This window comes from Halomonas sp. R57-5, from assembly GCF_900070345.1.
Classification (GTDB): Bacteria; Pseudomonadota; Gammaproteobacteria; order Pseudomonadales; family Halomonadaceae; genus Vreelandella; species Vreelandella ventosae_B.
In genome coordinates this window covers 127286-140319 of sequence record NZ_LN813019.1, presented here as the reverse complement: position 1 = coordinate 140319, position 13034 = coordinate 127286, and the positions used below count along the sequence as shown (strand labels likewise).

Here is a 13034-nt window from a genome sequence, read left to right as displayed (position 1 = left end):
ACCGACGCGACTGAGCCCAGCACGCCGAGCTCAACAGCACCCGCTCAAAGCGGTGCTAAAAATAGTCGGTCGCGCCGGCGTGGAAAGGGCTCTTCTGCTGCAAGTTCAACCGCTGCCAGCAGTCCTCCTACGGCTCAATCGGCAGATACGCCGTCTAGCAGCTCCAGCACGTCTAAACCTAAAGAGAGTGCAACTAGTGCAGGCTCACCGAGCGCTGCCGCCTCTTCAAGCCCTTCTTCCTCAAGCGGGTCAGCCTCAAGCTCATCCACTTCAAACGCCACCTCGTCCAAGCCGTCCAGCGACAAGTCATCGGCTGGCACACCGCCGCCCACCGGTCACAAAGATAGCGGCAACGGCAAGAGTACCGGTGGTGGCGGCAAAAGTGGCGGCCTCGCAATTGCCCTGGTGATTATCCTGGCGGTTGCCTTGGCGTTCGTCGCTTGGCAAGGTTGGCAACGCCTGGATAGTCAGCAGCAGCGCCTCGACGAACTGGCGCAACAGGCTGAAGGTAGCGCCTCGCAACAGGCGGTCAGCGACCTTGAGTCACGCCTGGATAGCGGCGAAGCCGAGCGCGATGAGGCCCTGCAAAACACCATGGGCGAACTGCGCGACGAATTTGATAGCTACCGCAGCGATGTCGATGAGACCCTGGGGCAAGTGCTGGATCAGCTCTCTCAAGAGCAGGACACCGACGAACGCGAGTGGCTGCATGCTGAAGCGGCTTACCTGCTGCGTCTGGCCAATCAGCGCCTACAGCTTGAAGGCGACGTAGACGGCGCGTCGGCACTGCTGCGTACTGCCGACGCCCGTCTGGTTGATGCTGATAATCCTGCGTTGACCCCTGTACGCGAAGCGATTGCCAACGAGCTAGCCGCCCTTGACGCCGTACCCCAGATTGACCGCACCGGCCTCTACTTAGCACTCAATGCCCAACAGGAGCGCATTTCCAGCCTACGTCTTTCCCAAGAAATCGAAGCGCAGGCGGTCACTTCTAGCATCGAAGAGCCGCCCACCGGCACTTTCCAACGCCAGCTGGCACGCTTCGGTGAAGAGCTCAAAGACCTGGTGGTGGTTCGTCATCACGACGAAGCCCTGGAAGCGCTGATCACCCCAGAGCAAGAGTCCTACCTGCGCCAGAGCCTGCGCCTGGTACTGGAGCAGACGCAGTTAGCTCTGCTCAACGAAGAGAAAGAGCTTTACGACGCGAGTATCGACAAAGCGCTACAGCTGCTGAACGACTACTACGACACCGCTCGTGAAGAGACCCAAAGCGTTATTACGCGCCTTCAAGAGCTCAAGGAAGCAGAGGTAAAACCAGAGCTGCCGGACATCAGCGCTTCACAGCAGGAACTTGCACGCTTTATCGAGAACCGCTACGAGACGCGTGGCCAAAGCGGAGGTGAATCATGAGAAAGCTTGTTCTCCTGATTGTCGCAGGCCTCGCCGTCGGGGCCCTATTTGGGCACCTGATGATGTCTGTGCCCGGCTACTGGTTGATCCGCGTGGGCGACTCCTCCATCCAAACCTCGTTCTGGTTTGGTCTGGTGCTGCTGTTTGCCGCCTTTATCGTTCTACACTTTGTACTGCGTTTGCTCAGCGGCATTATTCGTCCCATGGGGCGCTTTCGTAGTTGGAACAGCCGCGCCCGCAACCGTCGCGCCATGCAGCGCACCGTGCGTGGCCTGGTAGCGCTGACCGAAGGGCGCTGGAAAAAAGCGGAAAAGAGCCTGCTTAACGCCGCTGATGACTCCAGCACACCGCTGGTCAACTACTTATCGGCAGCGCTGGCCGCCCATTATCAGGGCCACCACACCAAATCCCAGGAGCATCTGAACCAGGCGCAGCTAACCACCGATGGAGCCGATACGGCCGTTGGCTTGATGCAGGCGCAAATGATGATTGAGCGTCAGCAGCCGGAAGAAGCGCTGGCGATTCTTAATCGCCTGGATAAGAAGCTCTCCAACCACCCGCAGGTGCTCAAGCTACTCAAACAGGTGCACTTGAGCGTCAATGATTGGGAAGGTTTACGGCGCTTGATTCCACGCCTCGCGGCGCAGAAGCTCATCACTCAGCAAGAGCGTGAACAGCTGGAGTTTAAAGCCTACCGCGAGCTCATCGTATTCGAGGCGCAAAMCCCCACTAACATTGAGCGAGTGCGCGGTCTTTGGGCCGATATGCCCGACTACCTTCGCGGTAATACCGAGCTGATCGTGCTCTATACCGAGGCGCTGATTCAAGCCAACGAAGAACCGATCGCCGAGCGACTGCTCAACCATTCGCTGGATAACCATTGGGACGCACGTTTAGTAAAACGCTACGGCCTGCTGAACGTGGACGCGGGTCGCCAACTGGTAAAAGCCGAAAAGTGGTTACAAGAGCGCCCCAACGACCCCGAGCTACTGCTCGCCTGTGGCCGCCTTTCACTGCGTACCGGCAAATGGGATAAAGCGCTGGAGTMCTTCGAAGCCAGCCAGCGCCAGCGCCCCAATGGCGAAGTCTGTGCAGAACTTGCCCGTCTCTATGCAAGCCTTGGCGAGCATAACAAGAGCCAACTCTACTACCGTCACAGCGTCGAAATGCTGGCCAAGTCGCTACCTTCGTTGCCCCAACCCAGCGATGCTAGCGACAGCAAAAAGCCCGAAAGTAAGCAAAAAGATAGCAAAACCATTAAGAAAAGCGCCTAGTGGCGCTTCTGGTATTACTTTTCAGGGCGCCTTTATAGGCGCCCTTTTTAGTGGTTCAAGGTTTGGCTGGCGGCATGTGCGGCGGGGTGATGGCCTCATCCGCCGCTTCAGCCACTGCTGGCGAAGGAAGTGTTGCTGTGCAGTGACCACAGCGGGTGGCTTTGATCGGCACCACCATTAAGCAGTAAGGGCATGGCTGCTCTGCTGGGCTTGCAGGCGCTACCGCCTCTTCGCGTTTTAACCGGTTAATGGTGCGTACCAATAAGAAGACCACAAAGGCAACGATCGTAAAGCTGACCACCGCATTGATAAACAGCCCCACATTTAGCGTTACCGCCCCTGCCGCCTGGGCATCCGCCAGCGTTGCATAGGGGCCAGCCACACTTCCTGGCCGCAACACCACAAACAGATTGGAAAAGTCGACCCCGCCAACCAGCAAGCCAATCAGCGGATTCATTACATCCGCCACCAGGCTCTGCACAATCAGCGTAAACGCCCCGCCGATAATAATCCCCACCGCCATATCGACGACGTTGCCTTTTACCGCAAACTCACGGAATTCCTGAAAGAACTTTGCCATTTCCCAATGTCCTAACGTTGCGTTTTAGCCAATACCCAGCGCCACTTCATTCAATTAAGAGCATGGGCGACGGTACGTTAGGCGGCAAGTAAATTTATTCAGGTTGAGGGCTGGCCACCAAGGCTTAAATCCACTCTATAACCCAAGCATCTCACGGGCCTGCTGCCACGTCGCCACAGGGCGCTGGTACTTTTCACACAGTGCGACAGTACGCTCGACCAACGCTGCGTTAGAAGGCGCCAGCGTATTACTGTCCAAGCGCACGTTATCTTCTAACCCAGTGCGGGTATGGCCGCCTGCCGCAATCGACCATTCATTAAGCAGATATTGATTGGCACCAATACCTGCGCCACACCATTGGGCTTCCGGCGCCAGCCGCTTGAGCGTCTCAATATAGAAATCAAAGGTGGGCTTGTCCGCTGGCATGGAGTTTTTAACGCCCATGACGAACTGAACATACAGCGGAGTTTTAAGCTTGCCCTGCTTGGAAAGTGCCACCGCTTGATGGATAKGCGACAAATCGAAGGCCTCGATTTCGGGTTTTATATCGTACTTGAGCATTTCCTCTGCAAGCCACTCCACCAACTGCGGCGGATTCTCGTAAACACGATTGGGGAAGTTATTGGAGCCCACCGAGAGACTAGCCATATCAGGCTTCAGCGGCAGCATGCCACCGCGTGCCTCACCAGCGCCGGAACGCCCACCGGTAGAGAGCTGAATAATCATGCCAGGGCAGTGCTTCTTAAGCCCTTCCATTAGGCGACCAAACTTCTCTGGGTCAGAGGAAGGCGTTTGGTCATCGTTGCGCACATGGCAGTGGGCAATGCTAGCTCCCGCCTCAAACGCAGCCTGAGTGCTTTCCACCTGCTCTTCAACCGTGATGGGCACGGCAGGATTGTTCTCTTTGCGTGGCAGGCTGCCGGTAATGGCGACACAAATAATGCAGGGCTGGGACATGGAAACCTCTTTTTGTTCGCATAACGAATACTAATTTGTAATACGAACAAGATAGGCCAGATATTTACCAGCGTCAAATTCAAATCATCGCGAAAAGGCGAAAAAAAAGCCCAAGTATCCGCTTGGGCAAGGGAGGAAAGGTTGCAACACTTAAGCGCTACTCAAGCGACTCGTAGGGCAGGCACTCAAGCCAGAGGCGGTGAACTGGGCTGAGAGTGTTAGGCCACCGCCAAACAAAATCAGCCCCCCCAGGGCACGTCTCGGGTAGCCGACCAATCCAGCAACGCCCCTTTTCCTTTAGAGGCGGGAATCACAAACATCAGAATCGCCACACTGGTATCGTTGATGTTACCCAACCAAGGCAGCGCACTCTGCACTACAGGAATTCTCGCGATTAACGGCACGAAAACCCAGCAGAACACCGCCCCGGCAAAGACCATCAATACACGCGACTCTTCAGGCGACAGTCGGCCCATCCCCTTGAGCTCTGTCTCGATCATAGCCCGGCCACCCTGGATGTTCTCAACTTCCGAGCGGAACACCAGCTTGTTGAGAACCAGCCAAGCCAATATCAGCATGGTGAATGAGAAAGGCACACCCACCAGCATCCAGTGGCAAAATCCGATGCTAAGCCCGTGGGTGTCTTCCATGTAGGCGCGCATTAGCGCCATCGGCGGCTGGCCGATCAATGTGGCCATGGAGCCGATGGTGATGGCATAGGCAATGCCCAGTAGCACACTTGGGCGTGTCATCACCGTTACCCAGTGACTTCACTAGCGCAATGATCGAGCCTCCAATGGGCACCATAATCACTGCGGTGGCGGTATGGTAATAGCCACAAGGAATACGGAATATCCGCCTTAGTTACGACGTATAGCTTACGACTAATAGATGAACTGGCTCTTTCACCAGTGTCAGCTACGTATGAGTAGTCGCAAGGAAAAGCACCGTACGATTCTGTTAAGGGGTGCTCACATGCCGGCAGTTTTCTGGACTGCGGTATAGTGCTGGGATACGAGGATCACACCTTTACTACCGAGCGAGAAAGCGCAGAGAGCTTTGGTAGGAAAGCAAAAAAACCCAAATATCAGCTTGGATAAGGAGGCCAGTTGAGAAAAGTGAGGGCCTATTCCAGCGACGCATAGGGCAACCAAGCCTCGTTTTCCGCGATGGTGGTCAGCCCCGCCATTCAACTGATGCGGTCGTCAACTATATACAGTTACTAAAGCTCTCTTGAACAGAGAAAGAGAATCGATCATAGCGCACCTTGGATCAGTCGCCGGATGCCAGTGTCTTCTCCGTGAGGTAGTCTTCTTTAATCATCAATATTCCGCTGCCATCTGGAAGTATTACAACGAGTTTAAGTTGCGGAACATCTTGCTTAGGCATCGGTTAATATAAATGATTTCATCCTTATGCAAGTCGGTAAAAGCCTTTTCTACCACACGTCCCATAAGCTCTCTGACCACAGTCAACTTGGCTTCACCACTCTCAGTCAACTCCACCTCAGTGACACGGCCATCCTGGGGAGAAGGAGAGGTTTTGAGCAATCCTATCTCTTGCATTTTATAGACGATTTTAGTGATGGTGGAGAGCTTCGCCGCCGCATGAGTGGCAATATCCGACATACTCAGGCGGCCTTGCTCACGCAGGATCATGAGCACCCGCCATTTGGAAGAACTCAACCCATGAGGCTTGAGTAGAGAATCCACATCGGCACTGTATTTAGCATTCAATCGAGCTACCCAGTAGAGGGGAAAGTCTTGTGCCCGATACTCATCAGAAAGAGGGAAGAAGGAGGAGGCAAGTTCATCCTTGTCGACCATAATGGGAGGCGCTCCCAGCGCTACGAAAATAGTAGAATATTCTAGCATGTATTCTCTATAACGAAAGCGCTCAACGAATGCTTCACTACCTCACTCAAGTCGCTGTGTCTCAGAAGGGTACTCACCAAACAATTTGTAGTAACTTGCCGAAAAATGGCTCAAATGACGAAATCCCATTTCATACGCGACATCACCCACCGTACTTTCCATTAAGGTAGAATTTGCTAACTTTCGTCGTACGGCATTCAACCTAATACATCTTAAAAACTCGATCGGGCGCATCCCCACGACTCGCTGAAAACTATTTTGTAATGTCCTACGACTGACGCGTAAGCCCTCACAGAGATCAAGCACACTAAGCGGGCCGCCCGGATCGGCCAGGGCTAACTCCTGGCTTTTCTTGACGATATAGGCACTCACAGCAAGCTCGCTGCGTTTCTCCTCGGCATGCGACTGCAAGAAAATATCGAGCAGCACAGACATCAAGGTATCTTCGACGTCCTTCTCAAGGGCGGGAGCTTCGTGCTCCCCCTGCCTGATGGAGCCATCGAAACTCCGACACACCTGAGCTTTTATTTCTTTCAGCAGCCGCATCGGGACATGCATGCCCGGCAGCGAGACGAACTGGGAAAACCGAGCTGATCCCAGCTCAATGTCCGCCAATCGGGTTAATCTTTCGAGATCGACACTCAACGACAAGAACGCCGTTCGTTCCGGAGCATGTAGCAGGAACTCTTCTCCGTCGCGGAGTAGTAGAACGCTATTAGATCCTACTTTGCCCCTCTGGATAATGGGTGACTTTCCGGTAGCAAAGGCCATGCAGAAGCGTTGTTTAGGTGCGTTTCCATGCTGGACGACTCGCTTATCCAGCACTTCATGAAAAACTTGAAAACGCTCTCCTGAGACCTGAAAAAGCTCACTCGAAAGGCGCCCTGAGCCCAGTTGGTCATAAACCTGCTGCCATCCCTGGATAGCAGCAGCATGCTGTTGAGAGTCATGAAAAGAACGAACTTCGTATCGCATAATCGGCCCTCTGAAAATACTGCATCGCCCATCGCTCAGCAGCATGGTTCACTTCACAGCGCCGACCACCCCCATGGGTCAAATAGTCAAAAGAACGCCGCCAAGACGAGCTGCGCGTACACATTGGTCCCATTGCCATCCACTTGGGTCCCTCCATCGTTCTCACTTCTCTCTGGCTTGTAAAAGCCCAGCAAGGGAGTGATGACAATGTTGTCGTTCACGGCCCACTCCGCATACAGATCCAGTTCTCGGCCATCCAGGTTCAACGTATTGCGCCCTCCCAAGGTGCTAAAGTCAAAGAACAGTGCACCAAGAGTAAGATTCTCCATAGGGCTAGCTCTCAAGGCGAGATGGTGGACATCGTTATTGCGCGCATAGGGCCCCGCATAGTTGGCCGCGACTTCGCCTTGGAACCAAGTACCCAGAGCAGGACTGTTCAAGCCCGTGAACAGCGAGTCCCAGTCCCTCGAGTAGCGTGTATAGCGGTACGTTAGGCTCGGGGTCCAAGGGGCTTCCATGAAAGTGTAGCCAGCCTCGATATACCAAGCATTTTCTGTGCCAGAATCTTTGTCCTGCCAGGCATATTCGAACTCGACGTTGGCGTTCTCAATACCGGCATCACTGCCACCCCGTACGCTGTAGACATCCATTCCATCACGCTGCTGAAGAAAATCGCTGGCCCACTCGCGGTTGACATCAAGACCATGTACCCAGGTCAGGCCGACATTACCGGCATCACTGGCGTAGTCGATGGTGGTAGCGGCGAGCTCAGTTTCTGCTTGAGCAAGATTATCGGACTTTAGCCAGGCAGCCGTCCCGTGCAGGCCCTGTTCACCTCCGATGCGCACCACTGCGGTGCGATCAAAGGCATGTCTGGCCGCCAAATAATAGGCGCCGCCTCGATTGAGTGCACCGTCGGCCGGTCCCCTGCCTAGATTCAAACCATCGTCATTAATGATGAACCCCTTGCCGAGTTGGACGACCTGTCGGCCAAACGAGAAATCCAGCCCATCCTGCCCAAGAGCGGGGAAAATATCCGCAGAGCGCCACCCCAGATAGGCATCCTCAAGCGACGTTCTGCGCTCTGTGCCGTCACTGTTACCACCGGCATCACCATCCCCCCAAGTGGCGGAGCTGACCCAGTTGAGGCCACCATACAAGGTGCCAGATCCTGCCAACCCCTGATAACCGCTGAAACCGTACTTAATGAAACCCTCGCGCCAATTCGAGCCATCTTCCCTGCCGTCGTAGTTCTTGCGGCTGTTCATCCAGCCATGGACGGCTAACAGATCGGCATTCACTTCCCCATCAGTACTCGTAAACAGTTCGTAGGCTTGAGCCTGACCTACCTGACCAATGGCGATTGCCAGCGCCAAAGCACTACTTGTAACCCAGGTTGTCTTAAAGGAGTTCATATCTGCACCTTGATAATCTTTTTCTTATTGGCTCGCTTGKTGTGAACTCACGAGCTGTTCGATTAGAGCATGCGTCATCCTTATGAAGATGGAACGCGCTCGTTTAAAGCACCTAGCCCTGGCGCGAAAGGGCCGTCTCAAGCGCCTGAACGATCATATCGGCCTCATCGTTCGTCAAGGTCAACGGCGGGGAGAGGATGATCTTGCTGCCCACCGGGCGCACAAGTACTCCTTGCTGGCGGGCCTCCTCAGCAATACGAGTGGCATGCCCCTCGGCAGGATTCAGCGGCTGACGGGTGCGTTTGTCGGCGACCAGGTCAAGTGCGACCATCAGGCCCTTGCCACGCACTTCGCCAACCACGTCGAAACGCTCGCTCAGAGGCTTCAAGCCCTCGATCAGGTGCGCGCCCACCTTTGCCGCGTTGCCTGGCAGGTCTTCCTTCTCAACAATGTCCAACACTGCCAGTGCTGCAGCACAAGCAACCGGATGGCCGCTGTAGGTGTAGCCGTGCATGATCACGTTGGCGAAGCTGGGGGCGTTTTCGATGGCATCGACGATGCGCTGATTGAATACCGTGGCACCCAGCGGGATATAGCCAGCAGAAATCCCCTTGGCCAGACACAGAATGKCTGGCGCCACGCCCCAGCCACGGCTGCCGAGCATGCAGCCGCTGCGACCGAAGCCGGTAACCACTTCATCGGCGATCAGCAGGATGTCGTGCCGGTCGCAAACTTCACGCAGGCGCGGCCAATACGCGGACGGCGGCACGATCACGCCGCCAGCGCCCTGCACCGGCTCGGCAACAAAGGCAGCGATTGAGCCAGCACCGAGGAAGTCGATCTGCTCCTCGAGTTGACGAATGCAATGCTCGACCAGCTCCTCTGGATCGCGGCAATCCCAGGGGKTGCGATACAGCCAGGGGGTGTCGAGCAGGTGGCAACCGGCAAGCAGTTGACCATGGTTGTAGTGATAGACGCCGTTGCCGCCAATCGAGGTGCCGCCAATGTGCACACCATGGTAGCCATTGCGTAGCGAGAGGAAGCGGGTACGCCCGGGCTGACCGGCCGCGATCCAGTATTGGCGCGCCATTTTCAGTGCGGTTTCCACCGCATCGGAGCCGCCGGAGTTGAACAGCACGCGGGCCATTTTCTCCTGAGCGAACATTGAGGTCAGCCGCTCGGCCAGATCGAACACGCGCGGGTGAGCGATGCCGTCAAAGGTCTGGTAATAGGCCAGCTCGTCGAGCTGCGCGGCAATGGCGTCTTTCACTTCGGGGCGGTTGTGGCCGACATTGACGTTCCACAGGCCGCCGACGCCATCGAGCAGGCGGTTGCCGTCGATGTCGGTGATGTAATTACCGTCACCGCGGGCGATGATCAGGGTGTTAGCACGGTTGGCTGGCGCCGAGGCGCTCATTGGGTGCCAGAATTTCTTTTCCGTTGTCTTGTATTTTGCGTACATGGCTTCGCCCTGGGCTGCTTCTGGGGTTTCGATGTGCTTGAGCACGGTATGGGTCGACATGGTGGTCATCCTCACGGCTGAGCGGTGGGCTTACGAACGAACAGCAACTGCTGGGTGGTGAACTCCAGCAGCCCTTCCAGGCCAAACTCGACGCCAAAACCGGACATCTTGCAGCCTCCAAAGGGGGTGTTAGGTTGAATCTGGGCATGGCAGTTGACCCAGGCCACGCCGCTTTCCAGGCGCGCTGCGATAGCCKGGGCCTCGGCCGTATCAGGGCCCCACACCGAGCCACCCAGGCCCATGGTGCTGGCGTTGGCTCGGCGCAATGCGTCTTCTACGTCGTGGTAAGCGATCAACGGCAGCACCGGGCCGAACTGCTCTTCGTCTACCAGACGGTGACCATCTGTGGCCCCCGTGACAATAGTGGGGGGATAAAAGAAACCTGGTTGGCTTAGACGTTCGCCTCCGCACACCACCCGTGCACCCTGGGCACGAGCATCATCAACAAGCTCGCCCACCAACGTCAGTTGCGCCAGGTTCTGTATCGGCCCAAAGGTCACACCGTCCTCAAGGCCGTTACCGATGACTTGTCTCTGAGCAATAACCGTCAAGGCCTCGGCGAGTGCCTGACACTGTGATTCGTGCACGTAGAGTCGCTTGAGCGCGGCACAGGTCTGCCCCATGTTGAGGAAGGCCGCCTGAAAGATATCCTCGGCGACTGCCTCGACCGGCGTGCCGGGCAAGACGATAGCGGCATCGTTGCCACCGAGCTCCAGAGTCAGCCGCTTAAGGTTGCCGGCAGCGGCTTGCATGACGCGCTGGCCAGTTTCAGTGGAGCCGGTGAAGACGATCTTGTTGATACCCGGGTGAGAGGTAATAGCGTGTCCAAAGCCATGCTCCCCAATAACGACATTGGCGACCCCCTTGGGCACATGACGGGCAATTATCTGTATCAAGCGAATCGTACTCAGGGGCGTGAGACTGGAGGGCTTACTGATGACACAGTTTCCGGCACGCAAAGCGGGCATGATATGCCATACAGCAATCATGAAGGGCCAGTTCCAAGGGGTGATAGAGGCCACCACCCCCAAGGGTTTGTGATGCATTTCAATGCGTTGAGTGGGTGTCTCTTCGATCAGCTTGACCGGGATTTCCTGGTTGGCAGCATAACGTGTCCAGGCCACTCCACCTCCCMCTTCGGCGTAAGCCAACGCCAGCGGTTTTCCTTGCTCCTGGACAATCAGCCTCGCCAGCTCATCTGCCTCTCGCTCCATATCATTGGCAATACGATGCAAAAGCTCACAACGTTGCTCATGGGAGCTGATACCCCATTGAGTGAAAGCCTCCCGAGCAGCCTTGACGGCTTGATCCAACTGATCGGCTGAAGCAGTCGAGCACTGCGCAAACGCGATCTCGCTGGCAGGGTTAACAACCATGAAGCTGTCGTTTTCCCCGGCCACATCTTCGCCATTTATAACCAGGKGGTAATTTTCCATAACGATTCCTTTTAACTCTCATCCACATATTTAGTGTTGTAATGAACGTTTTGATGAACGCTTTAGTGAACTTAAAGCTTATGAAAACCAAGCAATTGATATCTTTCGGGCGAAGATCGACGCAGGCGTAATGCCCGAGTGACGCCGACCATGAGAAACAGGGGAATGAGCATGCAGAGACCATACGAAAGAACCTTGCTTGAGCCCGTCAGGACGTCAAAATGCATCACCGCAATCACGAGTATGAATAGCAGGGCCACACAGGATAGTGCCGGGAACAGGCGTGTTCGCCACATGGCCTCTTTTAACTCGGGGTGACGGATAAAAAAGAACAGCACCGCCAAAGAGGTAATGGCCATCAATAGGATTAAGGAAAGGGTCGCCAAACTGGAGAACCAAGCGAAGAGCTGCAGAATGGGATCGCCACCGAAAGCTGCAAAAATCGACACCGCACTGGCCGCTATCAACGTTTGGAGTAGCGATCCGATGTGAGGGCTCTGATGAACCGGGTGGGTCGTTCCCAATACGCTTGGCAGCAGACCATCACGGCCTATGGCGAAGAAATAGCGAGCGGCGGAGTTATGAAAGGCGAGCAAACCAGCATAGATACTGACCAGAAACATCACGCGAATAACGCGTGTCAACTCAGGGCCAACATAATGATCGGACAGGCCATAAATCAATGTGGTTGGGTCGTCGAGGCCTTGAAGCACGGCAACAATTTTATCCGCTCCTGTACCCACCACCATCGACCATGTGGACAGGGCATAAAAGCAGCCAATTAGAAGTATGGATGCATAAGTTGCTAGAGGAATATCTCGCTTGGGTTTTTTGGCCTCCTCCCCATAGATGGTCGTCGCTTCAAAACCAATGAAAGCCGCAAAGCAGAACAGTAGGCCTATGGCCGGGGCACCGCTGAAGACATGCTCAGCATTGAACGCGTCGAGGTTCACGCCGCTGTCCCCGCCACTCGACAGGATAGCAATGTCCAATATTAGGATAACCAGATACTCTGCCGTGACAACGAAGCAAAGCACGCGGGCAGAAAGATCAATTTTTCGATACCCTAGCAATGCGATACTTCCCATCGCCAGCAGCGAGTAGATCCACCATGGGTGATCCAGGCCAAAAACTTGACTCATGGTGCCTGCCGCAACACCACCAAACATCCCGTACAACCCTATTTGCAGGATGTTATACGCAAATAGAGCCAGTCCACCGGCTGCACCGCCAGCCACTCCGCCCAGCCCKCGCGCTGAGAAAGCATAGAAGCCCCCGGCGTTCGTCACATAGCGGGCGATAGTGGTGTAGCCCACCGAAAACATCAAAATAATCAACAGTGCGCAACCAATTAGTGCAGGTGTTCCCGCACCATTTCCCAGCATCATGCCAATCGGAAAGCCACCAGCCAGAACACTGAAGGGACTGGCAGCGGATACCACGAAGAAAATAATAAAACCAACACCTAAGGCACCGTTTCGTAGTTCTGTCGAACTAACAGTCGGGGAGGAAATAACGCTCATTGTTTCAGCCCTTTTCATTATGCTTATTGGAATTAACAGAGTTACAACCTACATACTATGCCCATCTC

General features: G+C 55.1%; 13 protein-coding genes. 2 read left to right on the top strand and 11 right to left on the bottom strand.

What is annotated here, in order from left to right; genetic code table 11:
- Positions 1 to 134: 134 nt before the first annotated feature.
- Together HALO_RS23415 and HALO_RS23410 are read right to left on the bottom strand one after the other, a co-directional pair.
- Positions 135 to 320 carry a hypothetical protein gene (locus HALO_RS23415; protein WP_161786296.1) on the bottom strand — a complete coding sequence of 62 codons (186 nt, stop codon included), beginning with the start codon at positions 318 to 320 and terminating at the stop codon, positions 135 to 137.
- Positions 307 to 447 (bottom strand): hypothetical protein, encoded by a 141-nt coding sequence (locus HALO_RS23410; RefSeq protein ID WP_231896784.1) that lies wholly within the window; start codon positions 445 to 447, stop codon positions 307 to 309. The genes HALO_RS23415 and HALO_RS23410 overlap by 14 nt, the downstream gene beginning before the upstream one ends.
- On the opposite strand from HALO_RS23410, the gene HALO_RS00670 reads away from it, so the two are divergent.
- Together HALO_RS00670 and HALO_RS00665 are read left to right on the top strand one after the other, a co-directional pair.
- Positions 427 to 1410 carry a uroporphyrinogen-III C-methyltransferase gene (locus tag HALO_RS00670; protein WP_231896783.1) on the top strand — a complete coding sequence of 328 codons (984 nt, stop codon included), beginning with the start codon at positions 427 to 429 and terminating at the stop codon, positions 1408 to 1410. The two genes, HALO_RS23410 and HALO_RS00670, sit on opposite strands and share 21 nt — an antisense overlap.
- Positions 1407 to 2684: a heme biosynthesis HemY N-terminal domain-containing protein gene (locus HALO_RS00665; RefSeq protein WP_050712829.1), complete on the top strand. Its 1278-nt coding sequence runs from the start codon at positions 1407 to 1409 to the stop codon at positions 2682 to 2684. The genes HALO_RS00670 and HALO_RS00665 overlap by 4 nt, the downstream gene beginning before the upstream one ends.
- A 55-nt stretch (positions 2685 to 2739) precedes the next feature.
- Here the strand turns inward: HALO_RS00665 and mscL are convergent, their stop codons facing one another.
- From mscL to HALO_RS00620, 9 genes are all read right to left on the bottom strand, one after another.
- On the bottom strand, positions 2740 to 3264 hold the full coding sequence (mscL, locus tag HALO_RS00660) for a large-conductance mechanosensitive channel protein MscL (RefSeq protein ID WP_035582071.1): 525 nt from the start codon (positions 3262 to 3264) through the stop codon (positions 2740 to 2742).
- 135 nt (positions 3265 to 3399) lie between these two features.
- Complete coding sequence (locus tag HALO_RS00655) at positions 3400 to 4221, bottom strand: 3-keto-5-aminohexanoate cleavage protein (RefSeq protein ID WP_050712828.1); 822 nt, start codon at positions 4219 to 4221, stop codon at positions 3400 to 3402.
- A gap of 239 nt (positions 4222 to 4460) precedes the next feature.
- Complete coding sequence (locus HALO_RS00650; protein ID WP_050712827.1) at positions 4461 to 4973, bottom strand: SLC13 family permease; 513 nt, start codon at positions 4971 to 4973, stop codon at positions 4461 to 4463.
- A 597-nt stretch (positions 4974 to 5570) separates the two neighbouring features.
- Positions 5571 to 6047, bottom strand: a complete 477-nt coding sequence (locus tag HALO_RS00645; RefSeq protein ID WP_035583666.1) for a MarR family winged helix-turn-helix transcriptional regulator — start codon at positions 6045 to 6047, stop codon at positions 5571 to 5573.
- Between the two features lie 90 nt (positions 6048 to 6137).
- Positions 6138 to 7115 carry a helix-turn-helix domain-containing protein gene (locus tag HALO_RS00640; protein ID WP_231896782.1) on the bottom strand — a complete coding sequence of 326 codons (978 nt, stop codon included), beginning with the start codon at positions 7113 to 7115 and terminating at the stop codon, positions 6138 to 6140.
- Between the two features lie 41 nt (positions 7116 to 7156).
- Complete coding sequence (locus tag HALO_RS00635; RefSeq protein WP_035582080.1) at positions 7157 to 8485, bottom strand: hypothetical protein; 1329 nt, start codon at positions 8483 to 8485, stop codon at positions 7157 to 7159.
- A 112-nt stretch (positions 8486 to 8597) separates the two neighbouring features.
- Positions 8598 to 10007, bottom strand: coding sequence for an aminotransferase class III-fold pyridoxal phosphate-dependent enzyme (locus HALO_RS00630; RefSeq protein ID WP_197671964.1), 1410 nt, complete (start codon positions 10005 to 10007; stop codon positions 8598 to 8600).
- Positions 10008 to 10018: 11 nt separating this feature from the next.
- Positions 10019 to 11443: an aldehyde dehydrogenase family protein gene (locus tag HALO_RS00625; RefSeq protein WP_050712826.1), complete on the bottom strand. Its 1425-nt coding sequence runs from the start codon at positions 11441 to 11443 to the stop codon at positions 10019 to 10021.
- A 71-nt stretch (positions 11444 to 11514) separates the two neighbouring features.
- The gene (locus tag HALO_RS00620) at positions 11515 to 12966 is read right to left on the bottom strand and encodes an APC family permease (protein WP_035582085.1); all 1452 of its coding nucleotides are present in this window, start codon (positions 12964 to 12966) and stop codon (positions 11515 to 11517) included.
- Positions 12967 to 13034 lie beyond the last annotated feature (68 nt).